At 63.3% G+C, this 17262-nt stretch carries 9 protein-coding genes and 2 pseudogenes; all 11 read left to right on the top strand.

What is annotated here, in order from left to right; all coding sequences use genetic code 11:
* The first annotated feature begins 3 nt into the window (after positions 1-3).
* Positions 4-1329, top strand: a complete 1326-nt coding sequence (locus BLW24_RS03325) for a DUF3426 domain-containing protein (protein ID WP_090376670.1) — start codon at positions 4-6, stop codon at positions 1327-1329.
* A gap of 179 nt (positions 1330-1508) precedes the next feature.
* Positions 1509-2507, top strand: a complete 999-nt coding sequence (gene dusB / locus BLW24_RS03330; protein WP_090376674.1) for a tRNA dihydrouridine synthase DusB — start codon at positions 1509-1511, stop codon at positions 2505-2507.
* Positions 2504-2824, top strand: a complete 321-nt coding sequence (fis, locus tag BLW24_RS03335; RefSeq protein WP_090376677.1) for a DNA-binding transcriptional regulator Fis — start codon at positions 2504-2506, stop codon at positions 2822-2824. Before dusB ends, fis begins: the two co-directional genes overlap by 4 nt.
* Positions 2825-2898: 74 nt before the next feature.
* Positions 2899-4506, top strand: a complete 1608-nt coding sequence (gene purH / locus BLW24_RS03340) for a bifunctional phosphoribosylaminoimidazolecarboxamide formyltransferase/IMP cyclohydrolase (protein ID WP_090376680.1) — start codon at positions 2899-2901, stop codon at positions 4504-4506.
* Positions 4507-4621: 115 nt separating this feature from the next.
* Positions 4622-5899: a phosphoribosylamine--glycine ligase gene (gene purD, locus BLW24_RS03345; RefSeq protein WP_090376683.1), complete on the top strand. Its 1278-nt coding sequence runs from the start codon at positions 4622-4624 to the stop codon at positions 5897-5899.
* Positions 5900-6012: 113 nt separating this feature from the next.
* On the top strand, positions 6013-8793 hold the full coding sequence (locus tag BLW24_RS03350; RefSeq protein ID WP_208600131.1) for a hybrid sensor histidine kinase/response regulator: 2781 nt from the start codon (positions 6013-6015) through the stop codon (positions 8791-8793).
* 71 nt (positions 8794-8864) lie between these two features.
* Positions 8865-9461 carry a MarC family protein gene (locus BLW24_RS03355; RefSeq protein ID WP_090376687.1) on the top strand — a complete coding sequence of 199 codons (597 nt, stop codon included), beginning with the start codon at positions 8865-8867 and terminating at the stop codon, positions 9459-9461.
* Positions 9462-9679: 218 nt separating this feature from the next.
* Positions 9680-11523, top strand: a pseudogene (gene atzF / locus BLW24_RS03360) (allophanate hydrolase).
* Positions 11505-15121: pseudogene (gene uca, locus BLW24_RS03365) on the top strand (urea carboxylase). The pseudogenes atzF and uca overlap by 19 nt, the downstream one beginning before the upstream one ends.
* 1 nt (position 15122) lies before the next feature.
* Positions 15123-15854: a GntR family transcriptional regulator gene (locus BLW24_RS03370; RefSeq protein WP_090376690.1), complete on the top strand. Its 732-nt coding sequence runs from the start codon at positions 15123-15125 to the stop codon at positions 15852-15854.
* Between the two features lie 96 nt (positions 15855-15950).
* A complete protein-coding gene (gene urtA, locus BLW24_RS03375) occupies positions 15951-17216 on the top strand; it encodes an urea ABC transporter substrate-binding protein (RefSeq protein WP_090387617.1) in 1266 nt (421 codons plus the stop codon).
* Positions 17217-17262: the final 46 nt, after the last annotated feature.

Raw genomic sequence — 17262 nt, forward strand, 5'->3', positions numbered from 1 at the left:
CGCATGACCCAGAGCTTCGTCACCCAGTGCCCCCATTGCCGCACCAGCTTTCGCGTGAACCTCACGCAGCTGGGTGCCGCCCATGGTGCCGTGCGCTGCGGAGCCTGCCTGCATGTGTTCAATGCCGCGCAACAGCTGCGCGAGCAGGGCCAGCAACTGCCGCCACCTGCGGCACCAGCCGCAGCACCAGCACCAGCACCACAGCCCAGCAAACCGCCTGCGCCGCCGCAAGCAGTGCCAAGCGCGCGCCCTGCAATACCAGCCGCGCCGGCCAGCAGCAAAGCCAGCGACACACTGTGGATTCACGACGACCTGGATCTCGACAGCCTCGATCTGGATGAAGAACTGGCCAAGCTCGAAGCCCAGGAACAGCAACTGTCCAAACAGTTCCTGGCGATTGATAGCGCACCGAAATTTAACGAAAGCTTTCTAACGCCCGAGCCGGTTGAGCACGACCCGCACGACGAGCGCTGGGCCGAAGCCCTGCTGCAGGACGAACTGAGCAAGCCAACTGCCAGCCTGAGCATCAAACCTCAGCCACTGACTCCGCCAGCACGCCCGGCTCCGCCCGCTCACGCAACACCAGAACCAGTCAACGAGCCCGATGACGAGCCGCCGCTTGACCTCAACAGCCTTGACCGCCGCCACCCCGAGCCGGAAATCGAGCACATTGAACTACATGCCGAGCGCGAGCCATTTGGCGCGCCGACAGACAGCCCGCGCGATGAAGCACCGGCCGTAATGGCGCGGAAAAAGACCGCGCGCAGCGAGCCCGAATTGCGTGACGAGCACCTGTTCGAGCTGGATGACGAGCCACTGCAACTGGACTGGCAACAGCCGAAGAAACCCTGGGCCCGCTGGATCGGCTGGGGCCTACTGAATCTGCTGGGAGCTGCCGCACTGGCTGGCCAGTACGTGATGTATCACTTCAATGAATTGGCGCGCCAGGATCAATACCGCCCCTGGTTCGAGCAACTCTGCCCGGCGGTCGGCTGCCAATTGCCATCCAAGGTCGACATCACTCAGGTCAAGAGCAGCAACCTGGTGGTGCGCAGCCACCCGGAATTCAGCGGCGCCCTGGTGGTCGACGCCATCCTTTACAACCGCGCGGCGTTCTCCCAGCCCTTCCCGCTGCTGGAAATGCGCTTCGCCGACATCAATGGCCAGCTGCTCGCCAGCCGCCGCTTCAAGCCCAGCGAATACCTTGCTGGCGAGCTGGCCGGCAACGCGGAAATGCCGCCTCAGACGCCCATTCACATCTCGTTGGACATCCTCGACCCCGGCACCCAGGCGGTGAACTACAGCCTGAGCTTCCACTCGCCGGAATAGCCTGCACGCTGCGGACTGCTTGAAAATCCGCAGCAACCAAACCCTTCGCGACAAGCCCAGAGCTGTTCAGAATTTGTTCAAAACAGCCTTTCTCCGGTCATCCAGAGCGGGTATCATGCCCACCCTTTTTCGCACTCTCCTATTTGTTCAACAGCTGGTCTCTTGAGCAGAGAAGCCCTATGTCGGCGCTACGCATCGGCCCCTACACATTGCCAAATTCGCTGATTCTCGCCCCTATGGCGGGCGTCACTGACCAGCCGTTTCGACAGCTGTGCAAGCGTATGGGCGCAGGCCTGGTGGTGTCGGAAATGGTCACCAGCGATGTGCGCCTGTGGAACACCCGCAAGTCGAGTCTGCGCATGATGCACAGCGGTGATCCAGAACCCCACTCGGTACAGATCGCCGGTGGCGATCCCGAGATGCTTGCCGAGGCGGCGCGACGCAACGTGGAAATGGGCGCGCAGATTATCGACATCAATATGGGCTGCCCGGCCAAGAAGGTCTGCAACAAGGCCGCCGGTTCCGCCCTATTGAAAGACGAAGTGTTAGTTCACGAGATTCTTCAGGCTGTGGTCGCCGCCGTGGATGTGCCGGTGACACTGAAGATCCGCACCGGCTGGGACCGCGAGAACAAAAACGGCATCACCGTGGCGAAAATCGCCGAAGACAGCGGCATTGTCGCCTTGGCTGTACACGGCCGCACTCGCGCCGACCTGTATATGGGCGAAGCCGAGTACGAGACCATCGCCGCGATCAAGCAGGCGGTGTCGATTCCGGTGTTGGCCAACGGCGATATCGACTCGCCGCAAAAGGCCAAGGCCGTATTGGCAGCCACTGGCGCCGATGGCCTGCTGATTGGCCGCGCGGCTCAGGGCCGGCCGTGGATATTCCGTGAAATCGAACACTACCTGCGGACCGGCGAGCAGTTGCCGGCGCCGAGCCTGGGCGAGGTGGAACGCATTCTGCTTGAACATCTGACAGCCCTGCACGCCTTCTATGGCGATGTGATGGGCGTGCGGATTGCCCGCAAACATGTCAGCTGGTATCTCGCAACCTTGCCGGGCGCCAAGGAGTTTCGCGCCCAATTCAATCGTCTGGACAGTACGGACGCGCAGTGCACCAACGTTCGCGAGTTTTTCAGCGAACGTCATAACAATGGAGAAGGGGTGGCCGCATGACGATGTTGACTGAGACCTTAGAGAGTGGAATGGCTCCCGTGAGTGACAACAGCAGTTTGAAGCAGCATCTCAATACGCCAAACGAAGAGGGGCAAACCCTGCGCGGCAGCGTTGAGAAGGCTCTGCACAATTATTTCGCCCATCTTGAGGGCGCAGACGTCAGTGACGTGTACAACCTGGTGCTCACCGAAGTGGAAGCGCCGCTGCTGGAAACCGTGATGAATTACGTCAAGGGCAACCAGACCAAGGCCTCCGAGCTGCTCGGCCTGAATCGTGGCACCCTGCGCAAGAAGCTCAAGCAATACGACCTGCTGTAACCACGAACTCCCGAAAAGGGCGACCCACATGAGCCGCCTTTTTTGCTGATATCCCCGCTCTGATGGATTCTGAAATGACCGACCAGACCACCCGCCTCCCCGTTCGCCGTGCCTTGATCAGCGTTTCCGACAAGACCGGCATCCTCGAGTTTGCCCGCGAGCTCGTCGCCCTGAATGTGGAAATTCTCTCCACTGGCGGCACTTACAAGCTGCTCAAGGACAACGGCATCGCCGCCGTGGAAGTGGCCGACTACACCGGCTTCCCGGAAATGATGGACGGTCGCGTCAAGACCCTGCACCCGAAGATCCACGGCGGCATCCTTGGCCGTCGCGCCATCGACGGCGCAGTGATGGACGAGCACGGTATCAAGCCGATCGACCTGGTCGCGGTCAACCTCTACCCCTTCGCAGCCACTGTAGCCAAGCCGGGTTGTGACCTGGCCGACGCCATCGAGAACATCGACATTGGCGGCCCGACCATGGTCCGCTCTGCCGCGAAGAACCACAAAGACGTGGCCATCGTGGTCAACGCCAGCGACTACGCCGGCATCGTCGAGTCGCTCAAGGCCGGCGGCCTGAGCTACGCCCAGCGCTTCGACCTGGCCCTCAAGGCCTTCGAGCACACCGCTGCCTACGACGGCATGATCGCCAACTACCTGGGCACCATCGACCAGAGCCGCGACACCCTCTCCACCGAAGAGCGCGGCGCCTTCCCGCGTACCTTCAACAGCCAGTTCATCAAGGCCCAGGAAATGCGCTACGGCGAGAACCCGCACCAGAGCGCGGCGTTCTACGTGGAAGCACAGAAGGGCGAGGCCAGCGTCGCCACCGCCGTGCAGCTGCAGGGCAAGGAACTGTCGTTCAACAACGTCGCAGACACCGACGCCGCGCTGGAATGTGTGAAGAGCTTCGTCAAACCGGCCTGCGTGATCGTCAAGCACGCCAACCCGTGCGGCGTGGCCGTGGCCCTGGACAGCGAAGGCGGCATCCGCCAGGCCTATGAACTGGCCTACGCCACTGACACTGAATCCGCGTTTGGCGGCATCATCGCCTTCAACCGTGAACTGGACGGCGAAACAGCGAAAGCCATCGTCGAGCGCCAGTTCGTCGAAGTGATCATCGCCCCGAAAATTTCCCAGGCCGCCCGTGATGTCGTCGCCGCCAAGGCCAACGTGCGCCTACTGGAATGCGGCGAATGGCCGGCCGAACGCAGCGCTGGCTGGGATTTCAAGCGGGTCAACGGCGGCCTGCTGGTGCAGAGCCGCGACATTGGCATGATCAAGGCGGAAGACCTGAAGATCGTCACCCAGCGCGCACCGAGCGAGCAGGAAATCCATGACCTGATCTTCGCCTGGAAAGTGGCCAAGTTCGTCAAATCCAACGCAATTGTTTACGCCAAGGGCCGCCAGACCATCGGCGTCGGCGCCGGCCAGATGAGCCGCGTCAACTCTGCCCGTATCGCCGCGATCAAGGCCGAGCACGCAGGCCTGCAGGTTGCCGGCTCGGTAATGGCCTCCGACGCCTTCTTCCCGTTCCGCGATGGCCTGGACAACGCGGCGGCCAATGGCATCACTGCGGTGATCCAGCCGGGTGGCTCGATGCGCGATGCCGAAGTGATTGCTGCTGCCGACGAAGCGGGCATTGCGATGGTGTTTACCGGCATGCGCCACTTCCGTCATTGATTGGCTGGTGGATGGCTGCGGCCATCCACCCTACTTCGTACCGATTTCGTAGGGTGGATAGCGCTTTTTCTATCCACCAACCGGGCTACCAGCCCGCCTCCACAAGGAGATAAAGATGAACGTACTGATCATCGGCAGCGGCGGTCGTGAACACGCCCTGGCCTGGAAAGTGGCGCAGGACAAACGTGTCGAGAAGGTCTTCGTTGCCCCGGGCAACGCTGGCACCGCCACCGAAGCTAAATGCGAGAACGTCGCCATCGACGTACTGGCCATCGAGCAACTGGCCGACTTCGCCGAGAAGAACGTGCAGCTGACCATAGTCGGGCCGGAAGCGCCGCTGGTGAAGGGCGTGGTCGACCTGTTCCGTTCGCGCGGCCTGGACATCTTCGGCCCAACCGCCGCCGCCGCCCAGCTGGAAGGCTCCAAGGCCTTCACCAAGGACTTCCTGGCGCGCCACAACATTCCCACCGCCGACTACCAGAACTTCACCGAAGTCGAGCCGGCGCTGGCCTATCTGCGTGAGAAAGGCGCGCCGATCGTGATCAAGGCCGACGGCCTAGCCGCCGGTAAAGGCGTGATCGTCGCCATGACCCTGGAAGAAGCCGAAGAAGCCGTGCGCGACATGCTGTCCGGCGACGCCGGCGCCCGCGTGGTGATTGAAGAGTTTCTGGATGGTGAAGAGGCTTCCTTCATCGTCATGGTCGACGGCGAGCACGTGCTGCCGATGGCCACCAGCCAGGACCACAAGCGTGTCGGCGACGGCGACAGCGGTCCGAACACCGGCGGCATGGGCGCCTACTCGCCGGCCCCGGTGGTCACCGCCGAGGTGCACCAGCGCGTAATGGACGAAGTCATCTACCCGACCGTGCGTGGCATGGCCAGCGAAGGCAACGTCTACACCGGTTTCCTCTACGCAGGACTGATGATCGACAAGGCTGGCAAGCCCAAAGTTATCGAGTTCAACTGCCGCTTCGGCGACCCAGAAACCCAGCCGATCATGTGCCGCCTGGAATCCTCTCTGGTGCTGCTGGTCGAAGCCGCATTGGCCAAGGCGCTGGACAAGGTCGAAGCCACCTGGGACCCGCGCCCGACTGTAGGCGTAGTGATCGCTGCTGGTGGTTACCCGGCCGATTACGCCAAGGGCGATGTGATCGAAGGTCTGGATGCGGCCGCACAATTGGAGGGCAAAGTCTTCCATGCAGGCACCGCGCTGAAGGACGGCCAGATCGTCACCGCAGGTGGCCGCGTACTCTGCGCCACCGCCATCGGTCGTACGGTTGAAGAAGCTCAGCAGCAGGCCTATCGCCTGGCCGAGAAGATTCGCTGGAACGGTAGCTTTTACCGCAACGATATCGGTTACCGCGCCATTGCCCGCGAACGCGGGGATAAGTGAAGGTAAATAAAGGGTAAAACACGACAAAGGTGGCCAATTGGCCACCTTTGTCATATTTCCCTCGCGAACAGCTTGGCTATAATCCGACCACTTATTACTGAAGGGACTTCACTGTGCGCCGGCTGAGGATTGCCACTTACCTGCTACTCAGCACGCTGCTGATGGCGCTCACCGTAGCGTCGGCTCAGGCAGGGGCGCAGGCATCCTGGTCAAGCCTTACCGACCCGAGTGCCGAGCTGCAATTCAATGATGTAAGCAGCCCCGAGCGCCAGGCACAGTTCCGCCCCACCGATCTCACCCAGCTTTACACCCCCGGCGGCAACAGCGCGCTATGGCTGCATCACCGCATGCCGGCCAACACCGATGCGCACATGCTGCGAGTATTCGCGCCCTACCTGGCCTACCTCGACCTGTACGTGCTGCAAGGCGCTACGCTGATCGAGCAGGCGCACACCGGCAGCAACCTGCCGTTTTCCAGTCGCCCCCTGGCCAGCCGCGACTTCCTCCTGCCACTGCCCAAAGCCGAACAGCCGCTGGATATCTACCTGCGCCTGGCCTCGGAACATTCACTGCGCCCCAGCATTACCCTGCAAAGCGCGCAAGCCATGGTCGCCGATGACAACCGCCCGCTGCTGTTCGGCCTGCTGCTCGGCTGCCTCGGCATGCTGGTGGCCTACAACCTGGTGCGCTTTGCCTACACCCGGGCCATGAGCGGCCTGTGGCTGGCAGCCACCCAGGTCTGCCAGCTAGTGGCGGTGGTCAGCCTGCTTGGGATCAGCACGCCCTGGCTCAGCGAATGGCAAAGCCTGCAGCCACAGATCGCCAACCTGTCGATGCTGCTGGCCGCACTCTGTGCCCTGTGTTTTACCGCCAGCTTTTTCCACAAGGTCTGCCCGAGCACGCCGCTGAACCACCTGCTCACTGGCGAAGTGGTGGTCATCAGCCTGGTCTGCGTGGCCCTGCTGGTGGCAACCAATCTGCAGTTCAATCAACTGGCCTACCTGCTCAACGCCGTCGCCGGCCTGAGCATCCTCATGGTTGCATTGACACACTGGCGCCATGGCTACAAGCCTGCACGGCTGTTCAGCCTGGCGGCGCTGCTGTTCTGTGCAGCCTTTATCTGCGCCCTGCCAATCCTGTTCGGCTACTGGGCGGTGCAGAGTGAGTGGATGGCTTACGGCCTGCTCGCCGTCACCGCCGTCAGCGGTTTTATCCTCAGCATGGCCTTGAGCGAGCGACAGCGACGCATCATGCAGGACCAGTTCAGCACCAGCCGCGCCCTCGCCGCAAGCTCCGCCGAATTGAAAGCCAAGGCGGAATTTCTAGCCAAGATCAGCCACGAAATCCGCACCCCGATGAATGGCGTGCTGGGTATGACCGAGCTGTTGCTCGGCACCCCGCTGTCCGCCAAGCAGCGCGACTACGTACAGACCATCCACAGCTCGGGCAACGAGCTGCTTACCCTGATCAACGAAATCCTCGATATCTCCAAGCTCGAATCCGGGCAGATCGAGCTGGACGACGTGCAGTTTGACCTCAACGCGCTGATCGAAGACTGCCTGGATATCTTCCGCGCCAAGGCCGAACAGCAGAAGGTCGAGCTGATCAGCTTTATGCAGCCGCAAGTGCCACGGGTGATCAGCGGCGACCCCACCCGCCTGCGCCAGACCCTGCTGAGCCTGCTGGATAACGCCTTCAAACAGACCGATGAAGGCGAAATCCTCCTGGTGGTAGCGCTCGACACCAATACCGAGCAGCCGCGCCTGCGCATCGCCGTGCAGGACAGCGGCAAGCCGCTGGATGCCAGCGAGCGCGATGCGCTGCTGAATGCCGAACTGCACAGCAAGGACTTCCTTGCCGCGACCAAACTCGGCGGCCGACTTGGCCTGATCATCGCCCGCCAGCTGGTGCGCCTAATGGAAGGCGAGTTCGGCATCCAGAGCGGCGGCAGCCAGGGTTCGACCCTGTGGCTGACCCTGCCCCTGGACGCTACACGCCTGGAGCAACCTACCGCCGACCTCGACACCTCGCTGCAAGGCGCGCGCCTGCTGGTGGTGGATGACAACGACACCTGCCGCAAGGTTCTGGTGCAGCAGTGCAGCGCCTGGGGCATGCAGGTCAGCGCCGTGCCCTCGGGCAAAGAAGCCATGGCCCTGCTGCGCACCAAGGCGCATCTACGTGAATACTTCGATGCCGTGCTGCTCGATCAGGACATGCCCGGCATGACCGGCATGCAGCTGGCCGCGCGGATAAAGGAAGACGCCAACCTCAACCACGACATCCTGGTGATCATGCTCACCGGTATCAGCAATGCGCCGAGCAAGATCATCGCGCGCAACGCCGGGATCAAACGCATCCTGGCCAAGCCGGTGGCCGGCTACACCCTGAAGACCACCCTGGCCGATGAACTGGCGCAGCGCGGCAAGGGCGACTCACCGATGTTCAACCCGGCACCACAGAGCACACCACTGAACGTGCCCAATGACTTCCGCATCCTGGTGGCCGAGGACAACACCATCTCCACCAAGGTGATCCGCGGCATGCTCGGCAAACTCAACCTGCAGCCCGACACCGCCAGCAATGGCGAAGAGGCTCTCAGCGCAATGAAGGCCCAGCAGTACGACCTGGTGCTGATGGACTGCGAAATGCCGGTGCTCGACGGCTTTTCCGCCACCGAGCAGCTGCGTGCCTGGGAAACCGCCGAACAGCGCGCACGCACCCCAGTGGTTGCGCTTACCGCGCATATCCTCAATGAGCACAAAGAGCGCGCCCGTCAGGCCGGTATGGACGGGCACATGTCCAAACCGGTGGAAATGTCGCAACTGCGCGAGCTGATCGAACACTGGGTCGCCGAACGGGAAATCCGCCGCCAACGCGACGCCCTGCCGTCCTGAGCTGGATTGATTGCCCGGCAACCGCTACACGCTTACCCTGCCACCCTTCTTTATCGAGACGAGTCCTTTCCATGGCGTCCGCGCTGTTCAGCCTGTATTTGAAACTGCTGGTGCTCTATAGCCCGTTCTTCGTGCTGTCGTGTTTTATCGGCCTGAGCCGTGGTTACACGGTCAAGGAGCGCAAGCGCCTGGCCTGGAAGGTCGCCGCCGGCGTGCTGATCGCCAGCGTGCTGCTGTACCTGTTCGGCAAACATATCTTCACCCTGTTCGGTATCACCATCGACGCCTTCCGCATCGGTGCCGGCAGCCTGCTGTTTATCTCAGCTCTCGGCATGGCCCAGGGCAAATCGGCAGTGCAGAGCGACAACGTGCAGCAGGACGTGACCATCGTGCCGCTGACCATCCCGCTCACCGTCGGCCCCGGCACCATCGGTGCGCTGCTGCTGATGGGTGCCAGCCAGCCGGACTGGGGCGACAAGGCCGTGGCCGTGCTGGGCATAGTCCTGGCCAGCCTCACAGTGGGCGTGGTGCTGTACCTGTCCAACCAGTTCGAGCGCCTGCTCGGCGACCAGGGCCTGCAGATTGTCAGCCGTCTGATGGGCCTGTTCGTCTGCGCGCTGGCCGCGCAGATCATCTTTACCGGGGTAAAGAACTACCTGGTGCCGTAAACCGCGATAAGCATATGGTCTGCCCCGGATTTCATCCGGGCTACGCCGCTGCACCATCCGCTTGCAACGCGGCCCCACCACGGTGCAGCGCACCTCTCCCACCCAGCCGCCCGCAGCGCCAGAATCAAGCTAAGCACTTGATATAGATGTATTAATAGAAACTGGCATCCTCATTGCTCTAGCGACTCCAACTTGGATACAAGATGGAATCTCGAAGCATGTCCAACGCACCGATCGCTTTCACCCTCGCGCAATGGCAACAGGCCTACCGCGACGGCCAATCCCCTGCCGAACTGCTGCACGCCCTGCGCCTGGAACTGCGCACCGATGACAGCGCCTGGATTGCTCTGGCCAGCGAAGCGCAGCTCAATAGCCAACTCGATACGTTGTCAGCGCTGCTCGACGCGGCCAACGGCGAGCTAAGCAAGCTGCCGCTGTACGGCGTGCCCTTTGCCATCAAGGACAATATCGACGCCGCCGGCTGGCCCACTACAGCGGCCTGCCCTGAATTCGCCTACACCGCCAAAGCCGACGCCACAGTGGTGACCAAGCTGCGCGCTGCGGGCGCGATCCTGATCGGCAAAACCAACCTTGATCAGTTCGCCACCGGCCTGGTCGGCACCCGCTCGCCTTATGGCGCGGCCAGCAACAGCTTCGACCCGGCCTACGTCAGCGGCGGCTCCAGCTCTGGCTCGGCCAGCGTCGTGGCGCGCGGTCTGGTGCCGTTCGCCCTGGGCACCGACACCGCCGGTTCCGGCCGCGTACCGGCCGCGTACCGGCCGGTTTCAACAATATTGTCGGACTCAAACCCAGCAAAGGCTGGCTGTCCAACAGAGGCCTGGTGCCAGCCTGCAAAACGCTGGATTGCATCTCGGTATTTGCCCTGACCGTCAGCGATGCCCTGAGCGTGGCACAGATTGCCGGCGGCTATGACGCAGTCGATCCCTACAGCCGCAAAAACCCAGGCAGCGCCAAAGTGGGTATGCCGGCCCAGCCGCGCCTGGCGATACCGAGCAACCCTGAGTTCTTCGGCGACACGCAGAACCAGGCTGTCTTCGAGCAAGCGCTGGGCACACTGCGCGAACTGGGCGCCGAGCTGGTGGAGATCAATTCCGCCCCCTTCCAGCAACTGGCCGAGCAGCTGTATTACGGCAGCTGGGTCGCCGAGCGCACGGTGGCGCTGGAAGATGTCGACCCTGCACATATCAACCCGGTGGTGCGCGGCATCGTCGAAAACGGCCACACGTACAGCGCCTGCGACGCCTACAAGGCCCAGTACATTCGCGCCGAACTGAGCCGCACGATCAACGACATCCTGGGCGGTTTCGATGCTCTGGTCGTACCGACCTCACCGACCATCCGCAGCCTCGCTGAGATGGAAGACGAACCGGTGCTGTTCAACAGCCAGTTCGGCACCTACACCAACCTCGCCGACCTCGCCGCCCTGGCCTTACCCGCCGGCTTTCGTGCCGACGGCCTACCGGCCGGGATTACCCTGATCGCCCCGGCCTGGCATGACCAGGCCCTGGCCACCTTCGGCCAACGCTGGCAACAGGCGCTGGCCCTGCCGCTGGGCGCCACCGGCCAGCCGCTGCCGGTGCAGGCGCCGGGCGATAAACCCGCACCAGGCAGCATCCGCGTGGCCGTGGTCGGCGCGCACCTGACCGGCATGCCGCTGAACTTCCAGCTCACCACTCGCGATGCCGTGCTGGTCGAGCAAACCACCAGCACCGCCAGCTACCGCCTCTACGCCCTGCCCGGCACCGTCCCGCCCAAACCGGGCCTGGCACGGGTCGCCAAGGACGGCGCCGAGATCATCGTCGAGCTGTGGGACGTGCCGCAGGCGCGCTTCGGCGAATTCGTCGCCGAGATCCCGCTGCCGCTGGGCATCGGCAACCTGGAGCTGGCCGACGGTCGCTGGGTCAAGGGTTTCATCTGCGAGCCCTATGCTCTGGATGGCGCGCGCGATATCACCAGCTTTGGCGGCTGGCGCGCCTATATCGCCAGCCTGCAAGCCGCTAAGAACAGAGGAAGGGATAACCCATGTTCCATACCGTACTGATCGCCAACCGTGGCGAGATCGCCGTCCGCGCCATCCGCACGCTCAAGCGCCTGGGCGTGAAAAGTGTCGCCGTCTATTCCGACGCCGACCGCAATGCCCAGCACGTACGCGACGCCGATATCGCCATTGCCCTGGGCGGCGACAAACCGGCCGACAGCTACCTGCGTATCGACAAGATTCTCACCGCCGCACAGGAAACCGGCGCGCAGGCCATCTACCCCGGTTACGGCTTCCTTTCGGAAAGCGCCGAGTTCGCCGATGCCTGCGAAGCCGCTGGGATCGCCTTCGTTGGCCCGACCGGCGAGCAGATTCGCGAGTTCGGCCTCAAGCACCGCGCCCGTGAACTGGCCGCCCAGGCCCAGGTGCCGATGGCACCAGGCACCGGCCTGCTGCAGAGCCTGGAAGAAGCGCTGAGCGCCGCTGAAAGCATCGGCTACCCGGTGATGCTCAAGACCACCGCAGGCGGTGGCGGCATCGGCCTGACCCGCTGCAGCGACGCCGCCGCGTTGGAAAGCGCCTATGAAAGCGTCAAGCGCATGGGCGAACAGTTCTTCAGCGATGCCGGCGTATTCCTCGAGCACTTCGTCGATCAGGCACGGCATGTCGAAGTGCAGATTTTCGGCGACGGCGTCGGCCGCGTCGCCGCACTCGGCGAGCGCGACTGCTCGCTGCAGCGGCGCAACCAGAAGGTGGTCGAGGAAACCCCGGCGCCGAACCTGTCGCAGGCCACCCGCGAGCGCCTGCACGCCGCCGCCGTGCAGCTCGGCGAGTCGGTGAACTACCGCAGCGCCGGCACCGTGGAATTCATCTACGACGCCGCCCGCGACGACTTCTACTTCCTCGAAGTGAACACCCGCCTGCAGGTCGAGCACCCGGTCACCGAGATGGTTACCGGCCTGGATCTGATCGAGTGCATGCTGCGCGTGGCCGCAGGCGATGCGCTGGACTGGGTCGCGCTCGACCGCGCCCCGCAAGGCGCTGCCATCGAGGTGCGGATCTACGCCGAAGACCCGTTGAAGAACTTCCAGCCCAGCCCGGGTGTGCTCACCGACGTGCATTTCCCGGACGATGTGCGCGTCGACGGCTGGGTCAGCACCGGCAGCGAGGTTTCAGCCTTCTACGACCCGATGATCGCCAAACTGATCGTCCATGCGGCGACTCGTGACGAAGCCATCGGCAAACTGCAAAAAGCCCTGGGCGAAACCCGCCTGCACGGCATCGCCAGCAACCTCGACTACCTGCGCCAGGTGGTGGCCGATGAGCGCTTCGCCAAGGGTGAGGTGTGGACGCGCCTGCTCGACAGCTTCGCGTTCAAGGCCAGCGTGATCGAAGTGCTGGAGCCCGGCACCTATTCCAGCGTGCAGGATTACCCCGGCCGCCTCGGCTACTGGGATATCGGCGTTCCGCCGTCCGGGCCGATGGACGACTTCGCCTTCCGCCTGGCCAACCGCATCGTCGGCAATGCGGCCGAAGCCGCTGGCCTGGAATTTACCCTGCAAGGCCCGACACTGCGCTTTCACAGCGACGCGTTGATCGCCCTGACCGGCGCCGATTGCCCGGCCACCCTGGACGATGCGCCAGTGGCCTACTGGCAGCCAGTCGTGGTCAAGGCCGGTCAGGTGCTCAAGCTGGGCCGCGCGCTCAGCGGCTGCCGCACCTATCTGGCCGTGCGCAATGGCCTGGACGTACCGCTGTACCTGGGCAGCCGCTCCACCTTCGCCCTAGGCCAGTTCGGCGGGCATGCCGGGCGCACCCTGCGTACCGCCGATATGCTGGCCATTTCGCAACCGCAACTAGCGGCCTGCACCACGCCCGCGCCGGTCGCGCCACCACAGGCTGCGCACCCGAGCCTGATCCCCAGCTACGGCACCACCTGGAACATCGGCGTGCTCTACGGCCCGCACGGTGCGCCGGACTTCTTCACCGCTGAAGCCATCGAGGAGTTCTTCGCCGCCGAATGGGAGGTGCACTACAACTCCAACCGTCTCGGTGTGCGTCTGAGCGGGCCGAAACCGAGCTGGGCACGAGCCGACGGCGGCGAAGCCGGCCTGCACCCATCCAATGTGCATGACTGCGAATACGCCATCGGCGCGATCAACTTTACAGGCGACTTCCCGGTGATCCTGACCAAGGACGGCCCCAGCCTCGGCGGTTTCGTCTGCCCGGTGACCATCGCCAAGGCCGAGCTGTGGAAGGTCGGCCAGGTCAAGCCCGGCGACAAGCTGCGCTTCCACCCCATCGGTTTCCAGCAAGCGCAGAGCCTGGAGCAGGCGCAACTGGGCAGCATCGAGGCATTGGCGGCGATCAGCGCGGCGACCCTGCCGGCGCCGTCGCGGCAAGCGGACAGCACCGTTTTCGCCACCGTGCTGGCCGAGCTGCCCGCTGAAGGCAGCCGCCCGCGCGCGGTCTATCGCCAGGCCGGCGACGCCTACATCCTGCTGGAATACGGCGACAACGTGCTGGCCCTGCGCCTGCGTGTGTACCTGCTGATGGAGGCACTCAAGGCCGAGCCACTACGGGGTCTGGAAGAACTCGCCCCCGGCGTGCGCTCGTTGCAGCTGCGCTATGACAGCCGTGTGCTGCACCAGCGCACCCTGCTCGAACACCTGCTGCGCCTGGAGCGCCAGCTCGGCGATGTCGCCGAACTCAAGGTGCCGACCCGTATCGTCCATCTACCGATGGCCTTCGAGGACAGCGCCACCCTCGCCGCTGTCGAGCGCTACCGCGAAACCGTGCGCAGCGAGGCACCCTGGCTGCCGAACAACGTCGACTTCATCCAGCGCGCCAATGGCCTGGAAAGCCGCGAGCAGGTGCGCGACATCCTGTTCGACGCCAGCTACCTGATCCTCGGCCTCGGCGACGTCTACCTCGACGCGCCGTGCCGCTGGACCCACGCCATCGCCTGCTCAGCTCCAAGTACAACCCGGCGCGCACCTTCACCGCTGAGGGCACCGTGGGCATCGGCGGCATGTACATGTGCATCTACGGCATGGACTCGCCCGGCGGCTATCAACTGGTCGGTCGCACCCTGCCGATCTGGAACAAGTACGTGAAGAACGCCCAGTTCGAGAATGGCCAGCCCTGGCTGCTGCGCTTCTTCGATCAGGTGCGCTTCTACCCGGTCAGCGAGGCCGAGCTGGATGCATTCCGCGAAGCCTTCCGCGAGGGCCGCGCGCAGGTGCGCATCGAGCACAGCGAGTTCGACTTTGCCGAGTACCAGCGCTTTCTCGACGCCAACGCAGGCAGCATTCAAGCCTTCCAGAACCAGCAGAAGACCGCCTTCGACGCCGAAGTACAGCTGTGGCGTGACGACGACCCAAGCGAGGCCGCCGTACTGATCAACGGCCCGGATGAAGATGGCGACAACGACGGCAATATGGTCAACGCCGAGATGAGCGGCAGCGTATGGAAGGTGCTGGTCGAGCCCGGTCAGCAGGTGGAAGCCGGCACGCCGCTGCTGGTGGTCGAGGCGATGAAAATGGAACTGGCGGTAACCGCACCGGTGGCCGGCACGGTCAAGTCGTTGCGCTGCGCACCCGGCAAGGCGGTTACCCCTGGCGATGCGCTGCTGTTGCTCGCCCCCACCGAGGCGGCCTGAAATGCAGCTGGTCAGCGCGTCCGCACCTGGCAAGGAACGCCCGGAGAACCTCGCCGAGCGCATCTACCTGCAGCTCAAGGACGACATCTTCGAGTTCCGCCTGCTGCCGGGTGATCGCTTTTCCGAGGGCGAGATCGCCGAGCGCATGGCGGTCAGCCGTACGCCGGTGCGCCAGGCGCTGTATCGCCTGCAGCGCGAGGACTATTTGCAGGTGTATTTCCGCAGCGGCTGGCAGGTCAAGCCGTTCGACTTCGCGCATTTCGAGGAGCTGTACGAAGTGCGCATCGTCCTCGAACTGGAAGCCGTACGGCGTTTGTGCGCACGCGCCCAAGACGAGCACTGCACTGCCCTGGAGCAACTCAAGCGCACCTGGTTGGTGCAACCCGAGCAGCGTTTGCAGGACGGCCGCGAAGTATCGCGCCTGGATGAGCGTTTTCACTGCCAGTTGGTGGAAGCCGCAGGCAACCGCGAGATGGCCCGTCTGCATGCCGAGGTCAGCGAGAAAATCCGCATTATCAGGCGCTTGGACTTCACCCAGAGCCCGCGCGTGGCGGCCACTTATGAGGAACACGGACAAATACTCGGGGCGATTCTGTCGCGCCGGTGCGAAGAGGCACAGCTATTGCTCAAGACCCATATAGAGGTCAGCAAGGCGGAAGTGCGCAAGATCACCCTGCACATGCTGCACAGCGCGCGTCAGCGCGTCATGCCAGCACCAGAGGTGAAGACCTGAAGTGAAGACCCAGGGCCATGCCCTGTTTCAACTGCCAGACAAACAACTAAAAACCAGCAGCTCAAACACTTAAGTTCGTCAATGGACGATCGCACCATGCAACGTCGCAATCTGATCAAGGCCTTTACCCTCACCGCTTCCATCGCCGCCATGGGCATGACCTGGACCGTACAGGCCGCCGAGACCATCAAGGTCGGCATCATGCACTCGCTGTCCGGCACCATGGCCATCTCGGAAACTTCGCTGAAAGACATGGCGCTGATGACCATCGACGAGATCAACGCCAAGGGCGGCGTGAACGGCAAACAACTGGAAGCCGTGGTGGTTGACCCCGCCTCCAACTGGCCGCTGTTCGCCGAGAAAGGCCGCCAGCTGCTGACCCAGGACAAGGTCGACGTGGTGTTCGGCTGCTGGACCAGCGTGTCGCGCAAATCCGTACTGCCGGTGTTTGAAGAGCTCAACGGCCTGCTGTTCTACCCGGTGCAATACGAAGGCGAGGAAATGTCGCCGAACGTCTTCTACACCGGCGCAGCGCCAAACCAGCAGGCCATTCCAGCGGTCGAGTACCTGATGAGCGAAGACGGCGGCGCGGCCAAGCGCTACTTCCTGCTCGGCACCGACTACGTCTACCCGCGCACCACCAACAAGATCCTGCGCGCCTTCCTGATCAGCAAGGGCGTGGCTGAAAAAGACATCGAAGAGGTCTACACCCCGTTCGGTCACAGCGACTATCAAACCATCGTCGCCAACATCAAGAAGTTCTCCGCGGGCGGCAAAACCGCGGTGATCTCCACCGTCAACGGCGACTCCAACGTGCCGTTCTACAAGGAGCTGGCCAACCAGGGCCTGGAAGCCACCGACGTTCCGGTCGTGGCCTTCTCCGTGGGTGAAGAAGAACTGCGCGGCATCGACACCAAGCCGCTGGTCGGCCACCTGGCTGCGTGGAACTACTTCCAGTCGGTAGAGAACCCGGTCAACAGCGAATTCGTCGCCAAGTGGAAGGCTTACGCCAAAGCCAAGAACCTGCCAGGTGCCGACAAGGCCGTGACCAACGACCCGATGGAAGCCACCTACGTCGGCATCCATATGTGGGCCCAGGCCGTGGAAAAAGCCGGCACCACCGATGTCGATAGAGTGCGCACCGCCCTTTACGGCCAGACCTTCGCCGCACCGAGCGGCTACACCCTGACCATGGACAAGACCAACCACCACCTGCACAAGCCGGTGATGATCGGTGAAATCCAGGAAGACGGGCAGTTCTCGGTGGTCTGGGAAACCAGCAGCCCAGTCCGCGCCCAGCCGTGGAGCCCGTTCATCGAAGGCAACGACAAGAAGCCGGATTACGCGGTCAAGTCGAACTAAGCACCTGTCAGTAAGCCCGGATGTATGCCGGGAACGCCCTGCCCGG

Origin of the sequence: Pseudomonas anguilliseptica (genome assembly GCF_900105355.1) — a bacterium.
In the GTDB taxonomy this organism is placed as follows: domain Bacteria; phylum Pseudomonadota; class Gammaproteobacteria; order Pseudomonadales; family Pseudomonadaceae; genus Aquipseudomonas; species Aquipseudomonas anguilliseptica.

Bases quoted from the DNA above. Each gene is read 5' to 3' on its own strand.
- purD (WP_090376683.1), top strand. From the start codon at position 4,622: ATGAACGTACTGATCATCGGCAGCGGCGGTCGTGAACACGCCCTGGCC.
- urtA (WP_090387617.1), top strand. From the start codon at position 15,951: ATGCAACGTCGCAATCTGATCAAGGCCTTTACCCTCACCGCTTCCATC.
- purH (WP_090376680.1), top strand. From the start codon at position 2,899: ATGACCGACCAGACCACCCGCCTCCCCGTTCGCCGTGCCTTGATCAGC.
- dusB (WP_090376674.1), top strand. From the start codon at position 1,509: ATGTCGGCGCTACGCATCGGCCCCTACACATTGCCAAATTCGCTGATT.
- BLW24_RS03325 (WP_090376670.1), top strand. From the start codon at position 4: ATGACCCAGAGCTTCGTCACCCAGTGCCCCCATTGCCGCACCAGCTTT.
- BLW24_RS03355 (WP_090376687.1), top strand. From the start codon at position 8,865: ATGGCGTCCGCGCTGTTCAGCCTGTATTTGAAACTGCTGGTGCTCTAT.
- BLW24_RS03370 (WP_090376690.1), top strand. From the start codon at position 15,123: ATGCAGCTGGTCAGCGCGTCCGCACCTGGCAAGGAACGCCCGGAGAAC.
- fis (WP_090376677.1), top strand. From the start codon at position 2,504: ATGACGATGTTGACTGAGACCTTAGAGAGTGGAATGGCTCCCGTGAGT.